This is a genomic window from Rodentibacter myodis, assembly GCF_001999305.1.
Taxonomy (GTDB): Bacteria; Pseudomonadota; Gammaproteobacteria; order Enterobacterales; family Pasteurellaceae; genus Rodentibacter; species Rodentibacter myodis.
In genome coordinates, this window is record NZ_MLHQ01000016.1 from 32,886 (window position 1) to 55,054 (window position 22,169).

Genomic DNA, 22,169 nt, shown 5'->3' on the forward strand with positions numbered 1-22,169 from the left:
ATTCTTCCTATTTCTCATTGTGTTGTTGTGCCAACCATTCCGCCAGCACTTTACGTGAAATCTTAATTGCCCCCTGTTGTAAATCTTGAGGCAATGGGTAATAAGCAACGGGTTGTTTAAAACGTGCTAAGTGTTCTTGTAAAAAAATACGCAATTTTTCGACCGTACTTTCTGTGAACGGTTCATAAAACTCAAGGATAGCAACCGGTCTTGCACCAAATTCCTTGTCTTGCTTAGGTAATACAAACACCTGTTTTACCAAACCTGATTGTAAGATCCATTTTTCTATTTCTTCCGGCTGAATATTTTCACCACCGGAGATAAACATATTATCCAAACGTCCGATAATCACCAGTTCATTATTTTGCCAAACGCCTTTATCTTTGGTTTGCAACCACCCTTGTTCATTGGTAAGGGAAAAAATTTTCCCTTTCTTCCAATATCCCAAGGCAAGTCCCGCCCCTTTAAGCCAAATTTCATCATTGACTAAGCGGTATTCCCGTCCTAATAGGGGTTGCCCTACGCCTATTAAGTCATCGGATGGTTTAGCAAAAATCGTGGATGCCATTTCCGTCATCCCATAGCCGCTGTATGAAATAATGCCATATTGGCGAATGGCTTGCGTGAGTTCAAGCGGGATATGCGCACCGCCCAATAAAATATGACGTGTTTTAAAATCCCTCTGCGGATGTTGTGTCAAATAATCAAGCAAACGTTGAAGTTGGGTCGGCACTAAGGAAGCGTGCGTAGCTTGTAATAACGAGGCATAAAAATCTGTCTGAGGAAAATGCAATTCCGCCCCACAAGCCAACCAACGCCACACAATGCCTTGCCCCGAGACGTGATACAACGGCAAAGATAACAACCAAGATTGGGTAGCATTAAACTGCATTAATTGGCAAACCCCTTTGGCGTTATCTAAATGCGCCTGCACATTATGCACCACTGCTTTTGGTAAACCGCTTGAACCGGAAGTCAAGGTCATTGTTGCCGGACGGGAAAAATCCCCTTGTGAAAGGGAAATTTCGGCGGGATACGGCTCAATCAGCGTAAGATCTTCATTTTTAAAACAAAATTCAACACCATATTCTTGGCATAATGCTTCAATTTTTTCTGTCGGAAAAGCAGGATTTAACCCTAAGATTTTGGCACCACATTGAATTGCCGCCAAATAAAGCAACAACATCGCTTCCGAATTTTTACCGCAAAAAGCGACCGCACTTTTCGGCGTTACACCCCGAGCCTGTAAAAACGCCACCGTTTGTGCTATTTTTTCGGCAACTTCCGCCCAAGTAAAAATATCGCCCTGCGATGAACGCAACGCGATTTTATTTGCATATTGGGAATGATTGGCAAAATATTGCCAAGGAAATAATTTAGTTGCTGACAAAATACGCCCGCACTTCATCAATAAGACTTTCCGGCAAATTCATTGATTGCATTGCCCCTTCCAACATCAGCATTTTTCGTCCGCTATTGGTGTTGGTAATCACCCAATAAGGCGTGTCCGGAATTTGTTTCGGTTTGGTATGGTTGCCTGCCACCAGTAAAGTAGCTTCATCACGGGCAAAGTAAACACGCGTACGCCCCTGTAAGGATTCCGTTGCCTGTGCAAAACTTTCCGGATTGGTACGATAAAGCACCCGTAAAATCGCCAAAAAACGCACCACGGCTTTGCTTTCCTCTTTAAATTCTGCGGAATTTAACAATGCACGCACTTTATCCGTGATTTGACTAATGGCTTCATCTGACGTTTTTTTCACGGTTTTCGGCACAATCGGTTCGGCAACCTCGGCTACTGCGTCTAGCGGTGAAGAAACAATCTCATTCGATTGATTTTGTTGAGCGGAAATATTGTCGGATTTGACCGCACTTTCATTGTTCGCATTGTCAAAAGAAACAAAATCCAAGGTATGACTTGGATTGGCAGGAAGATTGAGCAAACGGCGAAGAATATCGGAAGCACTTTCACCAATAGATTGCGTTTGTTTGGCAATGTATTGATATAACTCTTCATCTACTTCAATAATCTTCATTTTTCTCTCTCCGTTTGCTAAAATTTTTGCCCATTATAACGACTTCTCAACAAATTCTCACGCGAAAAATATGCCTCATTCCCAATTATTAAACTATCAATTTCACCCGACAAAACAAACAATTAACCGTCCAACCTTAGTCTTTATTCACGGTTTATTCGGGGATATGAATAACCTTGGTGTCATTGCCCGTGCTTTTAGCGATGACTACAACATTTTGCGGGTGGACTTACGTAATCACGGACAAAGTTTTCATTCGGAATCAATGGATTATGATTTAATGGCGGAAGATGTGTTCCAATTAATTCAACATCTCAAATTGGAAAAGGTTATTTTGATCGGCCATTCGATGGGCGGAAAAACGGCGATGAAATTGACCGCACTTCACCCCGAATGGGTAGAAAAATTGGTTGTGATTGATATTGCGCCGATTGCCTATGGAAACGGCGGACATCAAGACGTGTTTGAAGGTTTATTTGCGGTAAAAACTGCCGCCCCACAAAACCGCCAAGCAGCCAAACCGATCTTGGAACAAAAAATTCAAGATCCTGCCGTGGTGCAATTTATGCTGAAATCCTTTGAACCTACATCACCGGAATTTTTTCGCTTCAATTTAACCGCACTTTTCAATAATTATCCACACTTAATGGATTGGCAGAACCTTCAAGTAAACACTCCAACTTTGTTCATCAAAGGGGGCAATTCCAGCTATATCAAACCGGAGGATAGCGACCGTATTGTAGCCCAATTCCCAAATGCTTCTTCCTTCATCATAAATGGTTGCGGTCACTGGGTTCACGCTGAAAAACCGGACTTTGTTATTCGGGCAATCTCGCGCTTTCTAAATAAGAATTAATTGATTCAAATGAGAATTGATTTGTGCTATAGTTCGCCAACTTGTGGGGCGTTTCCCCTCATTTTTATCGTGATTAAATTTATTTAAAGGAAAGAAAAATGGCAGTAGTGGGTCTATTTTATGGTAGCGATACGGGCAATACCGAAAACATCGCCAAAATGATTCAAAAACAATTAGGCAGTGAATTAGTAGATATTCGTGATATCGCCAAAACTTCAAAAGAAGATATTGAAGCCTATGATTTTTTACTTTTTGGTATCCCAACTTGGTATTACGGTGAAGCGCAAGCAGACTGGGATGATTTTTTCCCAACCTTAGAAGAAATTGATTTTACCGACAAGTTAGTGGGCATTTTCGGCTGTGGCGACCAAGAAGACTACGCTGATTATTTCTGCGATGCCATTGGCACGGTGCGTGATATTGTTGAACCACGTGGCGCCATTGTTGTGGGTAACTGGTCAACAGAAGGCTATACCTTTGAAGCCTCCAAAGCACTCTTGGAAGATGGCACATTCATCGGTTTGTGTATTGATGAAGATCGCCAACCGGAACTCACCGCAGAGCGGGTAGAAAAATGGTGCAAACAAATTTATGAAGAAATGTGTTTGGCGGAACTTGCCTAACATTATCACAAGGAAACTTTATGTCTGAAGAAAATATTAAATTGCTAAAAAAAGTGGGGCTAAAAGTAACCGAACCCCGCTTGACGATTTTGGCATTAATGAAAAACCACAAAAATGAACATTTTTCCGCTGAAGATGTGTACAAAATTTTGTTGGAACAAGGTAGCGATATTGGTCTTGCCACGGTTTATCGGGTATTAAACCAGTTTGATGAAGCAAATATTTTGATTCGCCATAATTTTGAGGGAAATAAATCGGTTTTTGAACTCGCCCCGACCGAACACCACGATCACATTATTTGTGAAGATTGCGGTAAAGTCTTTGAATTTTCCGATAATCTTATCGAACAACGCCAAAAAGAAATCAGCGAACAATATGGCATTCAATTAAAAGCCCACAGTTTGTATCTTTACGGCAAATGTAGCGATATTGATAAATGCGAAGAAATTAAAAAAGACGATAAAAAATAGACTATTCCCCAAATTATTCCCAATGATAAAAAGCCCCGTTACGTTACTCAACGGGGCTTTTATTATTCCATATTCGGCTCGCCCGTCACCACCTTTCGCCATAAATTCTTACTGGAAATTGCGCCTGCTGTTGGATTTGGTTTTGCCCCCATAATGGAAGGGGCAATATAAACCGGCACGGTATATTGAAATAACGGAAGAACGATATTTTCCTGCTGAATGATCTCGCTTAATTTTAAGTAAATTTCCGACCGCTCTTTTTCTGACGTGCTTTTCAATGCCTGCTCAAAAAGTTTATCGTATTGTGGATTCGCATAGCCGTTTTTATTATCAGGGCTTTTTGAATAAAACAGCCCTAAAAATGCCATCGGGTGATTAAAATCCCCACACCAGCCGGAACGAATCAACTGAAATTGTCCTGCTATTCGCTTTTCCTGCAACTGCTGCCAGCTCATCGGCAATGCCTCCACACGCAATAAATCCGATTCCGATAATTGCTGGGTGATACGCTGTGCAATATGACGATGTGGTGCGACATCATCATAACTCAGCCGTAAAATTAAGGGCTGTTTTTCAGTAATTTTTGCCTGTGCCAATAACTGTTCCGCCACCACCGGTTCCCATTTTGAATCCTGCCCTTGCAACATCGCTTTCGGTAAAAAATAAGAACCGGCAATATTATTTGGCATTTCATTATGAGTAATCGCCGTTACAGAAATTAAGGAAGCAATGGCTTTTCTGATTAACGGATTGGTCAATTTGGGATCACGCAAATTAAACTCATAAAAATAACTGCATAATTTCGGGAAATATTGAATATTGTCCGACTTTTGCCCAACATTCCAAACTACATCGAATTTTGCAAGGGATGTTGACCCCAAAAGCACATAATCCACCTGTTTGAACGCTACCGAGTCTTTTTTCCAATAGTGCGGATTTTTCGCCAAATGAACGCCATTATCATCACGGAATGAAAATACATAAGCCCCATTTGATACCTTTTCGGCAGGATCGGGATATTGTGGTAACAAAGCGATATGCGCCAACATTTCAGGCAAATAAGGGGTAGGTTTATCCAAAGTGATCAGCAAAGTGCGGTCATTTTCTGCCGAGATTCCAAGACTTTCCGCAGGCTGTTTTTTCTCTAATACCGCCTTTGCATTTTTCAAATTCAAATACAATAAATAAGATTTTAACGCTGTTTGAGATTGTGAAAGCCTTTGCCAAGAAAGCACAAAATCCTGCGCTTTCATTGGTTCGCCATTTGACCACATTGCCTCTTGCCGTAGTACGAATCGCCATATTTTATTGTCTTTGGTTTGCCAACTTTCCGCTGCGGCAGGCACAATATTGCCCTCGGCATCATAAGCCGTTAATCCTTCAAATAAATCACGAATGAGGGAAAGTTGTTCTTCCTCTTTTACCAGCCAAGGATCTAAAATCGGCTCAAATTTGATACCTCGAACCAATTTTTCACGCGGCGATGGATCTAATGCTACTTGAGGGGAAACCGTCTTCACGTCCTCCGTTGATGAGGACTGAATTTGAGGCGTTTTCGGGCTGTTTAGCTTATCGCAAGCATTCAACGCAAAAAGTACGAAAAAAATGACCGCACTTTTTACTCCCAATGAAAAAATATTATTCATTTTCGCCATCCGCCTGCATTTGTTCACCACGTTCCGGTTCGGTTTTGATCCAAAAGAGAAAAAACCAATATTTTATGCCAATCAACAAAGCAATAATGATTCGCCCAATCACACTCGGTGTAAAGTAAAACCCGATTAACAACATTGTAGTTGAAAGTGCCAAAATCGATATTTTTGTTTTCTTCGTCATTGCACGGCGTTCATTAAAGGATTTCAAATGATGTTGATAAAGGGAAGTGCCAAGAAACCAGTTTTCTAAGGTTTTTGAACCTTTGGCAAAGAAAAATAAGGTAAGCAATAAAAAAGGTGTTGTCGGTAAAATCGGAACAAAAATGCCAATAATGCCCAGTGCGAGCGAAAGAAATCCCAACAAGATATAAATGAACTTCATAACCTTTCCGAAATCATAGAAATGCGAACCATTATTGCGGATTTTTTAGATTTTTCAACCTTGATATTATAGAATTCGCCGTCACATAAAGGACTGTTTTAAAAAAGGGAACATTTATGTCAAATCCATTACTGAATATTCAAGGCTTACCGCCTTTCTCACAAATCAAACCGGAACACATTCAACCAGCCGTTAAACAACTCATTCAAGATTGTCGCAATACGATAGAACAAGTGCTAAATCAACCGCACTTTAGCTGGGAAAATTTCATTTTACCGTTGACCGAAGTCAGCGATCGCCTCAGTCTGGCTTGGTCGCCAATATCCCACTTAAATGCGGTGAAAAATAGCCCGGCATTACGGGAAGCCTACCAAGCCTGCCTGCCATTACTTTCCGAGTATGGCACTTGGGTTGGGCAACACAAAGGGCTTTACAATGCTTATTTGGCGTTAAAAAACAACCCTGAATTTGCCACTTATTCTGTTGCTCAAAAGAAAGCAATCGAAAATTCACTCCGTGATTTTGATCTTTCCGGTATCGGACTTTCCGAAGAAAAACAAAAACGATACGGCGAAATTTCCGCACGCTTATCCGAACTCAATTCGCAATTCAGCAATAATGTACTCGATGCCACAATGGGTTGGGAAAAAGTGATAGAAGACGAAGCGGAACTCAAAGGATTACCGGAATCGGCTTTACAGGCGGCAAAACAATCTGCCGAAAGTAAAGGCTTGAAAGGCTATCGTTTTACCCTTGAAATTCCAAGCTATTTACCGGTGATGACTTATTGCGAAAATCGGGCATTGCGTGAAGAAATGTACCGAGCCTACGCCACCCGAGCTTCAGACCAAGGGCCGAATGCCGGCAAATGGGATAACAGCAAAGTGATGGAAGAAATTCTGACTTTGCGTGTGGAGTTGGCAAAATTACTGGGATTCAACACCTACACCGAGCTTTCTCTCGCCACCAAAATGGCAGAAAATCCGCAGCAGGTTTTAGATTTCTTAGATAACTTGGCAGAGCGTGCAAAACCACAGGGAGAAAAAGAATTGCAGGCACTTCAAGATTATTGCCAAAAAGAATTTGGCGTAACCGAGCTTGCCCCTTGGGATATTGGCTTTTACAGCGAAAAACAAAAACAACATTTATATGCCATTAATGATGAAGAACTTCGCCCATATTTCCCTGAAGATCGTGTTATTTCAGGCTTATTTGAATTGATTAAACGCATTTTCAACATTCGTGCCGCAGAACGTTTTGATGTGGATACTTGGCATAAAGATGTGCGTTTCTTTGATCTTATTGATGAAAAAGATCAGGTTCGTGGCAGTTTCTATCTCGATCTTTACGCCCGTGAAAACAAACGTGGCGGCGCGTGGATGGATGATTGCATTGGCAGAAAACGCAAAGCGGACGGTGCAATCCAAACACCGGTTGCTTATTTAACCTGTAATTTCAACGCGCCGATTGGCAATAAACCCGCCCTGTTTACTCACGATGAGGTAACCACCCTATTCCACGAATTTGGTCACGGTATTCATCATATGCTTACCCAAATTGATGTTTCCGATGTGGCAGGGATCAACGGCGTACCTTGGGATGCGGTGGAGTTGCCAAGTCAATTTATGGAAAATTGGTGTTGGGAAGAAGAGGCACTGGCATTTATTTCCGGTCATTATGAAACGGGAGAACCTCTGCCAAAAGAAAAACTCACCCAATTATTGAAAGCCAAAAATTTCCAAGCGGCAATGTTTGTGCTACGCCAACTTGAATTTGGTATTTTTGATTTCCGTTTGCACCACACTTTTGATGCGGAAAAACTAAATCAAATTTTGGATACATTGAAAGCGGTGAAAGCTCAAGTTGCCGTTATTAAAGGCGTTGATTGGGCAAGAACCCCACACAGCTTCAGCCATATTTTCGCAGGGGGCTATGCCGCAGGCTATTACAGCTATTTATGGGCGGAAGTGTTATCTGCCGATGCTTACTCACGTTTTGAAGAAGAAGGTATTTTCAATCCAATTACCGGAAAATCTTTCTTAGATGAAATCTTAACCCGTGGCGGCTCAGAAGAACCAATGGTACTGTTTAAACGTTTCCGTGGACGTGAACCACAGTTAGATGCCTTACTAAGACATAAAGGTATTGCAAACTAGTCATTGATAGTGAAAAAGCCCTGAAATTAAATTCAGGGCTTTTATTTTAATCAAAAAACGGGCAATTTTTCGGTATTAGGTTATAAACGCACAAAAGAAAAATAATGCGAGTAGGGACGCCACGCAGGCGTCCCTATTAAAATTCAAGTAATTTCAATGGATTAATATAAAGACACCAAGCACAGCGTCCTACTTTAAAAAAAATACTTCAAAAATTCACCGCACTTTTCAACCGATTAACCATTATAACGTTTAAAGATTAAGGTTGCGTTCGTTCCGCCAAAACCAAAGCTGTTTGACATCACGGTTTGTAAACCGGCGTTTTCTTTGGTTTCGGTAATGATATTACAGCCTTCCGCCGCTTCGTCTAAGGTTTCGATATTAATACTTGGTGCAATAAAATCATTATCAAGCATTAACAGGGTATAAATAGCTTCGTGCGCGCCTGCCGCCCCCAATGAGTGACCGGTCATTGATTTGGTGGAAGAAATCGCCGGAATATTTGCACCAAAAACATTTTTAATCGCCCCTAATTCTTTCACATCCCCAACCGGTGTTGAAGTGCCGTGAACATTGATGTAATCAATCGGGCTATCAACAGTTGCCATAGCTTGTCGCATACAACGCTCTGCCCCTTCACCGCTTGGCGCAACCATATCATAACCATCGGAAGTCGCACCATAACCCACAATTTCAGCATAGATTTTCGCACCACGGGCAAGGGCGTGTTCCAATTCTTCAACCACCACCACGGCACCGCCACCGGCGATAACAAAACCGTCACGGTTAGCATCGTAAGCACGGGAGGCTTTTTCCGGAGTATCGTTATATTTGGTTGAAACCGCGCCCATTGCATCAAATTCCGTTGCACATTCCCAAGATAATTCTTCCGCACCGCCGGCAAAAACTACATCCTGTTTGCCTAATTGAATCAATTCTACGGCGTGACCGATACAATGTGCCGAAGTGGCACAAGCGGAACTAATCGAATAGTTCACACCACGGATTTTATAAGGTGTTGCCAAACAAGCAGACACACTGGATGCCATCGTTTTGGTGACGGCATAAGGGCCAATTGCCTTCACGCCACGTGGGCCACGCACCGCATCACAAGCCACTAATTGGTTATGTGCAGATCCCGTTCCCGCCCCAATCACAAGACCGGTACGATCATTGGAAACCTGCTCTTCCGTCAAACCCGAATCTTCAATCGCTTCACGCATAGAAAGATAAGCATAAGCTGCCGCATCGCCCATAAAACGATACACTTTACGATCAATATGTTCACTTGGATCAAGCTTAATCGTACCTGCAACGTGGCTACGCATTTTCATTTCCACAAATTCCGGCACCACTTCAATGCCCGATTTACCTGCTTTCAACGAAGCAAGCACTTCTTCTTTATTGTTACCGATACTTGAAATAATACCAAAACCTGTAATCACAGCTCTTTTCATTGCTTCTTCCCTTTTGTTTTACATAAAAAATAGCGGCTCAAAACTACTACGAAATGAAAATATTTCAAGCAATTCTTGATTTGTTTGACCAGTTATTCCCGCCAACAAATTCAACAAGCCAAGAAATTCGGCTATTATAAGCCAATTCAACTATGCAAGAAAGGAATAAAAATGCTCACCGTTGACTATGCAAAAATTCATTTTAATGAAGAAAATACCCCCGTTTCCGATCAATTTGATGATGTTTATTTTTCCAATCAAGACGGATTGGCTGAAACGGATTATGTTTTTTTGCAAGGAAATCAATTATGGGAACGCTGGCTCACCCATCCACACCCACATTTTGTTATTGCCGAAACCGGCTTTGGCACGGGATTAAATTTTTTTGCCACAACCAAACGCTTTCGTGAATTTCGCCAACAACATCCCTCTGCGCCATTAAAACGCTTGTATTTTATTTCTTTTGAAAAATATCCCCTGAAATTGACCGCACTTCAACAAGCCCATCGTGCCTATCCGCAATTTGCCGAATTAACCAACCATTTACAACGCTATTGGCAATTCCCTCTTAAAGGTTGCCGGCGTATTCATTTTGAGGAAACTATCCTTGATTTGTGGTTTGGCGATGTGGTGGAAAATTTACCGCAACTTGGTGATTATATGAATGAATCCGTTAATGCTTGGTTTTTAGACGGCTTCGCCCCAAGTAAAAATCCTGAAATGTGGAACGAAAATCTCTACCACCAAATGTATCGCTTCACCGCCCTAAATGGCACATTTGCTACTTTCACCGCAGCCAGTGCGGTCAGAAAAGGATTAACATTTGCCGGTTTTACCATCACCAAACGAAAAGGCTTTGGCAAAAAGCGGGAATGCTTAAACGGACAAAAAACACAATCAAAACCGACCGCACTTTCCACCCCTTGGTATCTCCCCCAATCCGCACAAATGGAAAAACAGGATATTGCCATTATCGGCGGCGGCATTGCCTCGCTTTGCACCGCAATCCCTTTGTTGAAACGCGGAGCAAACATCACCCTTTATTGTGAAAACGAACAACCCGCACTCAATGCTTCCGGTAATAAACAAGGGGCATTTTACCCCCAATTAAGTGATGACAACGAACTCACCGTACGTTTTTACCTACACGCTTTCGCCTATGGCAAACAATTACTTGATTGGGCGGTCGAACAAGACATTGAATTTGAACATCAATTTTGTGGTGTCGCCTTGTGTGGTTACAACGAAAAAAGTGCGGTCAAATTAGATAAAATTTCGCAATTAGGCTTACCCACAGAATTATTTGTACGCCTCAATGCAGAACAATTAAGCGAAAAAGTGGGCTTACCCCTTTCTTGTGGCGGTGGTTTTATTTCTCAAGGCGGCTGGCTTGCCCCACGCCAATTTGTGCAAAATGCCTTTGCCTTGTTAGAAAAATACGGCGTAAAAATTAAAACATCACAAAAAATTACCGCACTTTCACAAACCCAATCAGGTTGGCGGTTGGTTAATGCCGAAAATGAAACAATGCAACACGAAGTTGTTATACTGGCAAACGGATATAAAATCACCGACTTTTCCCAAACCGAAAAACTTCCACTGTATCCAATCCGTGGACAGGTTAGCCAAATTCCCACTTCCAAAAACTTACTCAAACTTAAATCCGTGCTTTGTTATGACGGCTATCTCACCCCTGTTGATAAGGCAAAACTGACACATTGCATTGGGGCAAGTCATCTACGGGATAACACCGATCGCACTTTCAGCCCACAAGAGCAACGGGAAAATCAACAAAAACTCCAACAAAATATCGCCCAACCTTGGACACAAGAGGTGAACACCTCAGGCAATCTTGCCCGAGTGGGTATTCGTTGCTCCGTGCGGGATCTTGCCCCAATGGTCGGTAATGTGCCAAACTTCGCCCGGCAATGCGAAGACTATCATAACCTCTTTAATCTTCGCCGCCGTAAACAGCCAATAAAAAGTGCGGCCAATTTTCCCAATCTTTTTCTCACCGCCGCATTAGGTTCTCGAGGCTTAACCTCCGCCCCCTTATTAGGCGAAGCATTGGCTTCCTTAATTTATGATGAACCCTTGCCGTTAGGTGAAGATATTCTGCAAAACTTATCTGCAAATCGCGCGTGGGTAAGGAAATGGTTAAAAGGATCGGAAGTTAAATAATATGATTGGTCGGAGCGCGATGATCATATCCTTATAAAAACAAACAATTTCAATGGATTAAAATTAAGAACACCAGCGTGGTGTCCCTACTTTTTCTCTAAGAAATTGCTCACAGTACAACCGCTTATATAGCATTGAAAAATGTGTAAATAAAGCAAAAAAAATGCAACCCCTAAGGGTTGCATTTTTACTATTGGCTAATGATTACCACTGATAACCTACACCTACACCACCGGAGTAATGTCCTGCGGAGTTCGCCGTACCGGTTAATTTCAGGATAACTTTACCATTATCGCTGGCTCTTGAGTAACCGACTGCAATAGCAGATGCACCGCTATATCCGCCGGCTGCTGCCGCCACCATTGATTTACCCGGAATATAAACCTGAGGTAATGAAGCAGCCGCTGCCGCATTCGCACCGATACCACGTACACGTTTATCTAAGTCATCAACACGATTGTTGACGTTATAGATATCACCACGTACCTGATCAAGCTGTCCTTTATTGACTGCATCGGTCGGTTTAACACCCGGTGCAACATTGCTGATCACTTTGTTGCCTGCGCTGATACCGTTGTCGGTCACGCTTACGGTGTCTCTGCCTTGCGGATCAGAACCTTTAATAGTCAAGCCATTATTGTTCACGGTGGTATTGCCGATATTCAAGCTACCGTCTTGACCAAGATCGATATCTTTTGCCAATTTAACGGTTAATGTACCTTTACCATCAGACACTACACCAATATTTGGTGCAGAAGATAGTTTGGATTCATCTGCTTGACCACCAACCACATTAACGCGCGTATTAAGTTTCTGTTGAGAAACCGTTCCTGTATCACCCATGAATTCTAAGCCGTCATTTAAAGTCGCTACTTGCTCTTTATTGCCGTCTTTTTTCACGTATTCAATACGGGTTTTACTTTCGCCGTCTTTACCATCGTTGCCGTCTAAGCCTTTCGCTCCATTCACTACTTGAACGGTTGCTGAAGCACCATCCTGACCATCCGCACCTTTCGGTCCGGTTAAGTCGATTGAGCCGTCTTTACCATTTATCACGACAGACGCACCGTCTTTGCCGTTTACACCGATAGTACCGTCCACACCGTCTTTACCATCTTTACCGACAGTCACGTTAGTGAAAGTTGCATTTTCTGCTGTTGCAATTTCATAACCGTTATCAATTTGTTTCACAACAATGTTGTTACCTTGATTTAATACGAAAGTTTCGTTGTAATTGATACGTTTATCCGTTGCAACATCTTGACCATTGGTTGTCAAATTAAAACCGGAATTATATAACTGACTACCGTTGATCGCATCTTTACTGGTCGGACTGATATCACCATTACCTACATTTGAGATCGTAATATTAGCGGCATCAATTTTTTCATTCGTAATAGTAGGGCCATCTTTAATTGTCACACCTTCATTAGTAATGCTGGTGTTACCCATTGTGAGATTGCCATCTTTTAACGTAGTATTGCCAATTGCGAGATTACCGTCTTTCAACGTGGTATTGCCAAGTGTCACGCTACCGTTTGAAGTAAGATTAAGATCTTTATTCAAACTCACTGCAAAGTCTTTACCGCCGGAGGCATTTGTACCATTTGGCGTTACTTTCACATTGCTATCACCTGCGGTAACGCTCTCTTCCTTCGCAATTTGATCTTTCATTGATTGAGAAAGCTCAACTTTGTAGGTTGTCGTAAAGTTAGCACGATCATCACTAGGCGTTACAGTAATACTATCCGAACCGGTAACTACCGATTTTTCTGCATTAACGGTATAAATGGTATGCCCATCCGTAGCAGTGTCAGAGGTTACATTAACATTTTTACCCGCTGTAACTTCGGTTTTCGCCGCCGCTGCAGACGCATTTAATTGCGACAAGTTCACTGCATCGGTTGCGTTCGTACCGTTTCCTACATTGGTAATTGTCTTACCACCGGCATCGATACCACCAACAGTAATGCTTGGGCCACCTTTAATGGTTAAACCATCATTGTTCACCGTAGTATTACCGATATTCACGCTACCGTTATTACCTAAAGTGATATTTTCCGCCAATTTAACAGTTAAGTTACCATTTTCATTGACTACACCAATGTTATTGTCGGTTAACGTACCTGTTGAACCACCGGTAATGTTCAAGGTTTCACCCAGTTTCTTCACAACTTCTTGACCTTTGTCGCCTTTGAACTTCAAGCCATCGTCTTTAGTTGCAATTTCACGGGTTATTACGCTACCGTCCGTATTGGTTGTGTTATAAACCAAACGTTCAATACCTTTACCACCTTTATCCGCCGAATCTAATGTACCGGTTCCATTAGCAACCGTAATATTCACGGATGCACCATCTTTACCATCCGCACCACGTGGTCCGGTTAAGCCAATTGAACCGTCTTTACCGTGAAGAACAACGGATGCACCGTCTTTACCATTTACACCTAACTTACCGTCCACACCGTCTTTGCCATCTTTACCGATTGTAACGTTGTTTGAAGTAGCAATCTCATAACCATTTGTAATTTGTTTAATTACAATGTTATTGCCGGCATTTAAGCTGAAAGTTTCGTTATTGGTCAAACGTTTATCTTCATCCGTTAAACCACTTGCTTCTTCCACTATTCCAGTAGTGCCATCCACTTTTGCCGATTTTAAGCTAAATCCGACCGCACTTAATGTGGTATTGGTAATATCTTTCGTCGCATTTTTTAAGTCGCCTACATTAACAACATTATTCAATGCATCGCCGGTTAAATTGTTCAATACACTATTAAAGGTTTGATTCGCCGGAACCGTTGTACCATTTGGTAATACACCACTATCCACATTAGTAATTAATACCGGTGCGGAAACATTACCGCCAACAAATTTCACCTTATTGGTCGGTTCATTTGTCAAATTACCGTTATTATCAACATAACTGTTTGTGGTGCTAAAGGTAATATTAGTTGTACCGGTTACATTATCATAAGTTGCTTTAACCGATACTCCCGTACCATTATTAAAATTCACTGAATTACCATGGGTAACAAAATCAACTGCCTGGCCGTTATTTTGTAAATTCCAACCCGCATTTAATACATCACCTACAGTGGCGGCATTCTTGGTAATATTTTGATATTTATTGCTCGCTGTATCCGGATTAGACTTAGTGTCGTTCGTCACATTGTCTAGGTTACCTTTCACATTGGTAATCATCGTATTACCAGCATTTAAACCGTCTTTATTAACCGTTACATTGCCGATAGTTAAGCTACCGTTATTACCTAAAGTGATATTTTCAGCCAATTTAACGGTTAAGTTACCGTTTTCATTAACAACACCGATATTATTATCCGTTAACGAACCATTTGCACCGCCGGTAATATTTAAGGTTTCGTTAAGTTTCTTATTGATAACTTCACCGCTATCACCTTTGAATTTCAAACCGTCATCTAGCGTTGCTACTTTATGGGTAGCATTATTACTATCAACGTATTCAATACGGGTAACAGTTTCACCATCTTTACCGTTAACACCTGCAGGTCCTTGTCCGCCCTTAATAGTTAAACCGTTAGCTCCGTCCTTACCATTCAAGCCGATTGAACCGTCTTTGCCATTAATTACTACTGCAGAGCCATCTTTTCCGTTCACACCGATTGAACCATCGATGCCATCCTTACCCGGTTGACCGTTTTGACCGTTTTGACCTTTTTCGCCAATCACTAAATTATTACCGGTAGAAATTTCATAACCGTTTTCAATTTGTTTAACAACAATATTCTTACCTTCATTTAAATTGAAAGTTTCATTGTTATTAATCCGTTTATCGGTCACGCCCGTCGCATTACCATTGGTTGCTAAATTAAAGCCACTATTAGTAATTGCGCTGTATAACTGTCCACCATTAATAGCGTCTTTGCTACCGCTTGATACGTTACCGTCCGCTACATTGGTAATTTTCTTATTACCCGCATCAATGCCGCCAATCGTGATGCTCGGACCACCAATGATGTTTAAGCCACCATCTGTCAACGTGCTGTTACCAATAGCGAGGCTACCGTTGTTGGTTAAGTTAATGTCTTTGTTTAACTTCAGCACAAGATCGCCATTTGTATTACCAATCACACCGATGTTATTGTCAGTTAAGTTGGCTTCTTTTGCACCGCCAGTGATGTTTAATTGGCTACCTAAAGTGCGGTTAATTACTGTGTCGTTATCACCTTTGAACTTCAAGCCGTCATCAAGCGTTGCTACTTCACGAATCACGGTTGTACCGTTCGCATCCGTAGTGTTGTAAACAATACGGGTTATGTTTTGACCATTGTCTTTCGGGTTAACCGTGGTTGAACCGTTTGCTACGCTGATATTTGCAGAAGCACCATTTTTACCATCCGCACCTTTTGGTCCGGTTAAACCAATTGAACCATCTTTACCATTTAAGACAATGCCCGTACCATTTGCACCGTTTACACCAATTGTACCGTCTTTGCCATCTTTACCGACCGTAATATTAGTGAATGTCGCATTCTCAGTCGTAGCAATCTCATAGCCATCTTTGACTTGTTTGATAGCAATGTTGTTACCGGCATCCAAGGTGAAAGTATCGTTGTTGGTTAAACGTTTATCATCAGCAGCCAGATTCTCGGCTACTTTTGAATCACCATTTGTTCCGGTTACCGCCTTAGAGGTTAAGTTAAAGCCGATCGAGCCGACACTTGAATTTACTGCGTTTTTCAAATCGCCTACATTAACAACATTATTCAGTGCATCACCCGATACATTAGCAAATTTATCGAACCAAGTCGTACCATTCGTATTCGGTGTATCAACGCCACTCGCAACATGCGTAATCAGCACCGGTGCAGTTGAATTACTACCGACAAATTTCACGATATTAGTCGGTTCATTCGTTAAATTACCTTTCTCGTCAACATAGCTATTTGTAGTATTAAACGTAATGTTGGTTGCACCTGTTGTACTGTTGTAGTCGGCTTTGACCGACACCCCTGTACCGTTATTAAAGTTAACTGTATTACCATGAGTAACAAAATCAACTGCTTGACCATTATCCTGTAAATTCCAACCAGCATTTAATACATCACCAACTGTCGCTGCATTATTTTTGACATTATCATATTTATTCGCGTCTGCAGGATTGCCAGTACTGCTGTTTGTGACATTACCTAGATTTCCTTTTAGGTTACCTAAATTCATCGGGGTATTGGTACTATTATCACCATTATTTAAGGAAGCAATTACATCACCATTATTTACAGCTGTTGCACCGCTATTAGGCGTACCATTAGTTACATCACCAGCTTTATAAAATTTATCGCCAACTTTAACTAATTTATCCCCGTTTACATTAGTATAAACCACTGGTAATTGCGCACTTTCAACGACTTTTTGAGCATTGATATTAACGATGAAATCGTTACCACCCGTACTATTTTTAGTAGAATTTGCTGTTATACTAACCAAATCACTACCGGCAGAAACACTCTCTTCTTTAGCAATCTGTTTTTTAGCTTTTTCAGACAAGTCAACACTATAATCCATCACTCCGGTTGTCGCATTATATGTTCCATTTACTACTACATCATCAGAGCCATTACTTACACTTGACGCATTCGCATTTACGGTATAGATAGTATGACCGTCAGTTGCTGTCGTATTAGTGATAACAACGTTATTGCCTTGTTTAACCTCAGTTTTTACCGCTGCTGTTGAGGCATTTAATTGCTGAATATTAACCGCATCAGTTGCATTTGTTCCATTTGAAACATTAGTTATCGGTTTACTACCGGCATTTATGCCATCTTTTGTTACGCTCGGCCCATCAACGAGAGTCAAACCGCCACCATTTAAAGTAGCGTTACCAATCACAAGACTACCATTCGAGGTAAGGTTCAGATCCTTGTTTAATTTCAATGCCAGATTACCACCGACATCACCCACCACACCGATGTTGTTCTCTGTTAACGTTGAGCTATTCGCGCCACCGGTAATATTCAACTGACTACCTAAAGTGCGGTTAATAATCGTGTCATTATCACCTTTGAACTTCAAGCCATCATCCATCGTCGCAACTTCACGGGTTACAGTATTACCTTGTGCATCTGTTGTGTTATACACAATACGGGTAATATTCTGACCTTTGTCTTTTGGATTTACTGTTGTTTGACCATCCGATACCGTAATATTGGCCGACTTACCGTCTTTACCATTCAATCCGATTAAGCCGTCTTTTCCGTTTTTACCTACAGTAATATTACCAAAAACAGGTGTATCAGAAGTCGAAATACTGATTGTACCGTTTGTTTGTGTAATATTAATGTTATTACCCGCATCGATCGTTACAGTATCGCCCATTTTCACATTAGTGACATTTGTCCCCTCAACATGACCTGAACCGGATTTTGATGTGGTTATATTCCAGCCTTTCGCAACTTCATTACTGATATTTGTAACGTTTTGATTTGTCGCATAAAGTTGACTACCATTGACGGCATCTTTACTATCTATTGAAAGGGTACCGTTAGTTACATTCGTAACTTTCTTGTCTCCGGCATTAACACCATCTTTCGTCACGCTCGGACCATTATTAATGGTTAAACCATTATCATTTAAAGTGCTATTGCCAATAGTAATACCACCATCTCTGGTTAAATCTAAAGTATTGTTCAGGTTAACTTTAACCTTACCATCTGCAATAGTGGTATTTACATTGCTGTTGCCCCCAATCACTTCAATCGCTTCACCTAACTGATGGGTAACATTCGCTCCGTCTTGCGCTTTTAAACCAAATCCCTTTTGTGCTTTTTGAATTGAATCAACTGCCGTTGAATTTAACCCTACGGTAATATTGTTACCACTTACTGCTGTTTCGATATAGTTATTTTCAGAACCCACAATATCAAAACGTCCGCCATTGGTAATATTTAATCCTGTAGCAGTATTGGCTTTATCCGCTCCAACCGTGAAGTTCTGCATTGCATTATTGATTTTATTCTTTGCGTTATCACTTAAATCAAATGTCACTTCACCATCTTTTGCCGTTGTTTTAACGTAGTCAGACCCCTTGAATTTCACCGGGTCAGCTAATTTGTTACTACCGTTGCCATTATCCGCACTATATTTTAGAGTGACATCATTCGCCACTTTCGTCATATTCACGGCTAAGTCGTAATTGGTCGGATTAGTTCCTGTTGAATTTACCGTCACACTACCATCAGTAGAATTCACTGTTGTACGACCAGCATCAACATATTGTTTATTCACCGCATCGGTATTATTCGTCGGTGCGCCTACATTGGTTAAAACGTTTCCGCCAAAGTTGACAACCGCATTTGGCGTCACCATTAAACCGTTGGTTGTGACATTGGTAAAGTTAGGCGTTTTAGACGTTGCAATACTGATCTTACCTGCTGCTTGAGTAATATTAATGTTATCGCCCGCTTCAATCGTCACGGTATCGCCCATACTCACCTTGTTAACACTAGAACCACTAACTGCGCCAGTGCCTACGTTTGAGGTAGTAAGATTCCAACCTTTCGCCACCTCATTGCTAACGTTGGTAATATTTTGATTGGTGGCATAAAGTTGACTGCCATTTACGGCATCTTTACTATCCGCAGAAATCATACCGTTTGAAACGTTAGTAATCTTTTTATCACCCGCATTGATACCATCTTTCGTTACACTAGGTCCCTTAGTAATGGTTAAACCATTATCATTTAAGGTGGTATTACCAATAGTTAGGCTACCGTCTTTTGTAAGGTTTACATCTTTATTTAAAGTAACGATATAATCAGTACCATTCGTTGAATTTCTACTCGCGTTAAGGGTAACATTAACGTTACTATCACCTGCAGAAACGCTTTCTTCTTTCTTCAACTGATTTTTAGCTGTATCAGAAAGATCTACGCTGTAATCTGTTACTCCGGTTGTAGCATTATGAGTGCCGTTTACAACAACTTGCTCAGAACCATTACTCACACTTGAAGTATTTGCATTCACGGTATAAACAGTACGACCGTCTGTTGCTTTTTCATTGGTAACATTAACATTCTTACCGGCTTTGACTTCAGTAGCGACAGCACTAGAAGTATTGAGATTGTTAATTTTGTCCTTAACGTTTTGAGTTAAATCAAAAACAACCTGCCCATTGCTTGCATTAGTCGTAATATAATCAGAGCCTTTAAAATTCACACGTTCAGACAGCGCGTTTTCACCCGTAGTATTGTTATCACCGGAATATTTCAGTTTAACGTCATTCGCAACTTTACTCATATTCACGGATAAATCATAGTTTTTCGGGTTATTTCCTGAACTTGTGACCGTGACGCTTTTATCTGTTGAACCAACTGTTGTACGACCATCATCAACATATTTCTTATTTACCGCATCATTATTATTAACCGGTGCACCGATATTTTGCAGAACGTTACCACCAAAATTTACTTGACCATTAGGACGAACTGTTAAACCACCGGTATCAACAGAACTGAAGTTTGGTGTAGAAGATGTTGCAATAGTAATATTTTTACCGGCTTGTGTAATATTGATATTGTCACCTGCAGTAACTGTTACTAAATTGCCCATTTTCACATTGGCCGTTGAACTACTGACAGCATTCCCCGTCCCGGTTTTTGCCGTAGTAAGATTCCAACCTTTCGCAACCTCATTACTTACATTCGTAATATTTTGGTTTGCCGCATAAAGTTGACTGCCATTAACTGCCTCTTTACTGGTTGAAGAAAGTGTACCGTTGTCGACATTGGTTATTTTCTTATTACCTGCATTGATTCCGCCTTGAGTTACACTAGGTCCCCCTGTGATAGTTAACCCTGTATTATTTAAGACTGTATCACCTGTTTTTACACTACCTGCATTTGTTAAATCCAATGTGTTATTTAACGCTATGGAATAATTTTTACCGCCCGTATTATTTTTACCATCTTCTGTAACAATTACATTGGAAGAGGTCGAATTGACACTTTCTTCTTTCGCTAACTGCGCCTTGGCATCATCAGAAAGATCGACTGAATAATTAGTCGTATCATTCGCACCTGATGTAGAAGTAACTTTGACTTTATCCGAACCATTACTTACGGTCGCTTTATCTGCGTTTACCGTATAAACCGTACCATTTACACCGCTCGCTTTGGTTACATTAACATTGTTACCTGCTTGGACTTCAGTTTTTGCTGCATTTAATTGTTGAAGATTAACTGCATCAGTTGGAGCAGTACCATTTGATACATTAGTTAATCTATTACCACCAAAATTTACATTACCATTAGGGCGAACCGTTAAATTACCGGTCTCAACAGAAGTGAAATTTGGTCTGTCGGAAGTGGCAATACTCACGGTTGAGCCGTTTTGGGTAATATTAATATTATTGCTGGCATCAATCGTTACGGTATTGCCTTTTTCAATCCCTGACACACTGGTATTTTCCACATTTCCCGTACCAGATTTTGATGTAGTTAAGTTGAAAATTGTACCGGTAATACCGCCACCACTTACATTTCCCAATTCCTGCCATACAGCATAAAGCTGTGAACCATTAATCGCATCAGTTGAAGTGCTAGTAATTGAACCGGCTGCTACATTTTGAATTTGACGTTTAACAGAAGAGCCTCCCACCGAAAAAACCGGTGTATTTGCGTTAGGTGCTGCTGCAAATTTATAGGTTGAATTTGGTAAACTACTTGCATTATCCAAATTTGTCTTACCCGTTTGGGAATTAGAGCCAATAGCAACACTGTCCGCTCTAGAGGCAACAGTATTATAACCAAATGCAATTGAGGAAGGTGCGTGACCATTGATGTTCGCCCCACCACCAATTGCTATACTGTGCCTTGTTGCCGCAGTAAAATCGCCAGTCCCAATACCGGCTGATGCCCCTAATGAATAGCCGGGGCGATCCCCTGTTTCACCGATAACAATAGTTCCATAATTTCCTTTATCATAAGAACTACCAATTTGAGTCCTCGCCAATGCAGTACTAGAAAGAGTCAACACCATTAACGAAACTGCCACCTTAGAAAGCTTAAAAGAACCTTGGTCTTTATACCCTATTTGAGCTTGCTTCGCAGCTGATGAAGACGCACTTGATTTCACATATCCCTTCGCCAATTCGGATACGGCAACCCAAGTGCTTAAGGAATGATTCCAGATAACTTTGAATATTTTATTCATAAGTAATAAACCTCAATTTTGTTTTACTTTTTTAATACAATACTTATCTTCTTTTATTTGTATTACATAACCAAATATTTAAGAAAATTCGTATAAAAATCAGATAAATTTCAATAACTTGAATTTTATAAAAACAAAAAAATCCAAGCCCGAATATTT

Annotated in this window: 11 protein-coding genes; 5 read left to right on the forward strand and 6 right to left on the reverse strand. The window is 41.0% G+C overall.

Translation table 11 applies throughout. From position 1 onward, the window contains the following. Positions 1 to 7 precede the first annotated feature (7 nt). Together menE and seqA are read right to left on the reverse strand one after the other, a co-directional pair. Positions 8 to 1,408 (reverse strand): o-succinylbenzoate--CoA ligase, encoded by a 1,401-nt coding sequence (gene menE, locus BKL49_RS07260; protein ID WP_077424012.1) that lies wholly within the window; start codon positions 1,406 to 1,408, stop codon positions 8 to 10. Beyond that, positions 1,377 to 2,036 (reverse strand): replication initiation negative regulator SeqA, encoded by a 660-nt coding sequence (gene seqA / locus BKL49_RS07265; RefSeq protein WP_077424014.1) that lies wholly within the window; start codon positions 2,034 to 2,036, stop codon positions 1,377 to 1,379. Before seqA ends, menE begins: the two co-directional genes overlap by 32 nt. 70 nt (positions 2,037 to 2,106) lie before the next feature. On the opposite strand from seqA, the gene BKL49_RS07270 reads away from it, so the two are divergent. From BKL49_RS07270 to fur, 3 genes are all read left to right on the forward strand, one after another. Next, a complete protein-coding gene (locus tag BKL49_RS07270; protein WP_077424016.1) occupies positions 2,107 to 2,892 on the forward strand; it encodes an alpha/beta fold hydrolase in 786 nt (261 codons plus the stop codon). A 98-nt stretch (positions 2,893 to 2,990) separates the two neighbouring features. Further along, entirely contained in the window at positions 2,991 to 3,515 is a 525-nt protein-coding gene (gene fldA, locus BKL49_RS07275) for a flavodoxin FldA (RefSeq protein ID WP_077424018.1), read from the forward strand. 20 nt (positions 3,516 to 3,535) lie between these two features. Next, the gene (gene fur / locus BKL49_RS07280) at positions 3,536 to 3,985 is read left to right on the forward strand and encodes a ferric iron uptake transcriptional regulator (protein WP_077424020.1); all 450 of its coding nucleotides are present in this window, start codon (positions 3,536 to 3,538) and stop codon (positions 3,983 to 3,985) included. A gap of 62 nt (positions 3,986 to 4,047) precedes the next feature. On the opposite strand, the gene BKL49_RS07285 is transcribed toward fur, so the two are convergent. Both BKL49_RS07285 and BKL49_RS07290 read right to left on the reverse strand, forming a co-directional pair. Next, the gene (locus tag BKL49_RS07285) at positions 4,048 to 5,631 is read right to left on the reverse strand and encodes a peptide ABC transporter substrate-binding protein (RefSeq protein WP_077424022.1); all 1,584 of its coding nucleotides are present in this window, start codon (positions 5,629 to 5,631) and stop codon (positions 4,048 to 4,050) included. Continuing rightward, positions 5,624 to 6,022, reverse strand: a complete 399-nt coding sequence (locus BKL49_RS07290; protein ID WP_077424024.1) for a YbaN family protein — start codon at positions 6,020 to 6,022, stop codon at positions 5,624 to 5,626. Before BKL49_RS07290 ends, BKL49_RS07285 begins: the two co-directional genes overlap by 8 nt. Before the next feature lie 116 nt (positions 6,023 to 6,138). Here BKL49_RS07290 and prlC point away from each other — a divergent pair, with 116 nt between their 5' ends. After that, complete coding sequence (gene prlC / locus BKL49_RS07295) at positions 6,139 to 8,178, forward strand: oligopeptidase A (protein WP_077424026.1); 2,040 nt, start codon at positions 6,139 to 6,141, stop codon at positions 8,176 to 8,178. Between the two features lie 236 nt (positions 8,179 to 8,414). On the opposite strand, the gene fabB is transcribed toward prlC, so the two are convergent. Beyond that, positions 8,415 to 9,635, reverse strand: coding sequence for a beta-ketoacyl-ACP synthase I (fabB, locus tag BKL49_RS07300; protein ID WP_077424028.1), 1,221 nt, complete (start codon positions 9,633 to 9,635; stop codon positions 8,415 to 8,417). Between the two features lie 171 nt (positions 9,636 to 9,806). Here fabB and mnmC point away from each other — a divergent pair, with 171 nt between their 5' ends. Next, positions 9,807 to 11,816, forward strand: a complete 2,010-nt coding sequence (gene mnmC / locus BKL49_RS07305) for a bifunctional tRNA (5-methylaminomethyl-2-thiouridine)(34)-methyltransferase MnmC2/FAD-dependent 5-carboxymethylaminomethyl-2-thiouridine(34) oxidoreductase MnmC1 (protein ID WP_077424030.1) — start codon at positions 9,807 to 9,809, stop codon at positions 11,814 to 11,816. A gap of 204 nt (positions 11,817 to 12,020) precedes the next feature. Here the strand turns inward: mnmC and BKL49_RS12330 are convergent, their stop codons facing one another. Then, a complete protein-coding gene (locus tag BKL49_RS12330) occupies positions 12,021 to 22,010 on the reverse strand; it encodes a YadA-like family protein (RefSeq protein WP_077424032.1) in 9,990 nt (3,329 codons plus the stop codon). Positions 22,011 to 22,169 lie beyond the last annotated feature (159 nt).

What these genes read in the sequence shown, in the direction of transcription:
- BKL49_RS07270 (WP_077424016.1), top strand. Translation starts at nt 2,107, where the DNA reads ATGCCTCATTCCCAATTATTAAACTATCAATTTCACCCGACAAAACAA.
- prlC (WP_077424026.1), top strand. Translation starts at nt 6,139, where the DNA reads ATGTCAAATCCATTACTGAATATTCAAGGCTTACCGCCTTTCTCACAA.
- BKL49_RS12330 (WP_077424032.1), bottom strand. Translation starts at nt 22,010, where the DNA reads ATGAATAAAATATTCAAAGTTATCTGGAATCATTCCTTAAGCACTTGG.
- seqA (WP_077424014.1), bottom strand. Translation starts at nt 2,036, where the DNA reads ATGAAGATTATTGAAGTAGATGAAGAGTTATATCAATACATTGCCAAA.
- fabB (WP_077424028.1), bottom strand. Translation starts at nt 9,635, where the DNA reads ATGAAAAGAGCTGTGATTACAGGTTTTGGTATTATTTCAAGTATCGGT.
- mnmC (WP_077424030.1), top strand. Translation starts at nt 9,807, where the DNA reads ATGCTCACCGTTGACTATGCAAAAATTCATTTTAATGAAGAAAATACC.
- fldA (WP_077424018.1), top strand. Translation starts at nt 2,991, where the DNA reads ATGGCAGTAGTGGGTCTATTTTATGGTAGCGATACGGGCAATACCGAA.
- BKL49_RS07290 (WP_077424024.1), bottom strand. Translation starts at nt 6,022, where the DNA reads ATGAAGTTCATTTATATCTTGTTGGGATTTCTTTCGCTCGCACTGGGC.
- fur (WP_077424020.1), top strand. Translation starts at nt 3,536, where the DNA reads ATGTCTGAAGAAAATATTAAATTGCTAAAAAAAGTGGGGCTAAAAGTA.
- BKL49_RS07285 (WP_077424022.1), bottom strand. Translation starts at nt 5,631, where the DNA reads ATGAATAATATTTTTTCATTGGGAGTAAAAAGTGCGGTCATTTTTTTC.
- menE (WP_077424012.1), bottom strand. Translation starts at nt 1,408, where the DNA reads ATGAAGTGCGGGCGTATTTTGTCAGCAACTAAATTATTTCCTTGGCAA.